Annotated in this window: 1 protein-coding gene; it reads right to left on the minus strand. The window is 54.6% G+C overall.

Translation table 11 applies throughout. From position 1 onward, the window contains the following. Nucleotides 1-423 (minus strand): hypothetical protein (locus tag ACLQ24_RS29965; protein ID WP_425895092.1); only part of this gene is annotated, 423 nt, incomplete at its 3' end. Between the last annotated feature and the right edge of the window lie 273 nt (nt 424-696).

The following is a 696-nucleotide window of genomic DNA, read 5'->3' on the forward strand; positions in this document are numbered from 1 at the left end:
TTTCTCCATGGCGGCAGCAATCACACCCCCTGGATCGCTATATCCGTAGCGTATTATGCTGTGCACCCAAATACCAATTTTAACGATCTCTCCCGTACGCGGAACGGGCCATTTCGTTGACTTGGCGAGGATGGACCCGCGCTCGTCGGGATTCTTCTCATACCAATCAAGCAACGCGGCAATGCTGTCGTTCACCGCATCGGCGCGTTGCTGCCCTGTCACAGAAGGAAGGTCCGGCGAAATCCTCACGCTATAGCCAACACGAAAGGGCTCGAATCCCAAGCTTTCCAGGGTGTCGTAAAGATCGTCGTTAAGATCCTCCCCCACGACCACGAGCCCCCAAGTTTTCAAGAGGTGCAGCGTGTGACCAAGTAGGTAGCGTCGCTCTCGTGCGATGGTCGGGACAAAGTCTTGAGAGGGCATTTTGCCGAGGTGGCTGGGGTTTTCTGCTACCCAAATTTTGAGAATTCTTATTAGGTCCCCATGGCGGTGGCCCTTTGCTGGCTCTCTAAGTAGCCGATCTTTAGGGTCCGATCGGATAGTTGCCGTCCTGGTTGGGGCGTCACGGAATTCGTGGTGTCGATGAGGCTGTATCAAGACGAAACTTTTTGCTTTCAGCGTAGTAATACGCCGGCCACCCTCCGCGAGTACGGGAGTTATATCGCATCTCTCCATGGCGGCAGCAATCACACCCGT

Source organism: Micromonospora sp. DT4 (assembly GCF_049841675.1).
GTDB lineage: Bacteria > Actinomycetota > Actinomycetes > Mycobacteriales > Micromonosporaceae > Micromonospora.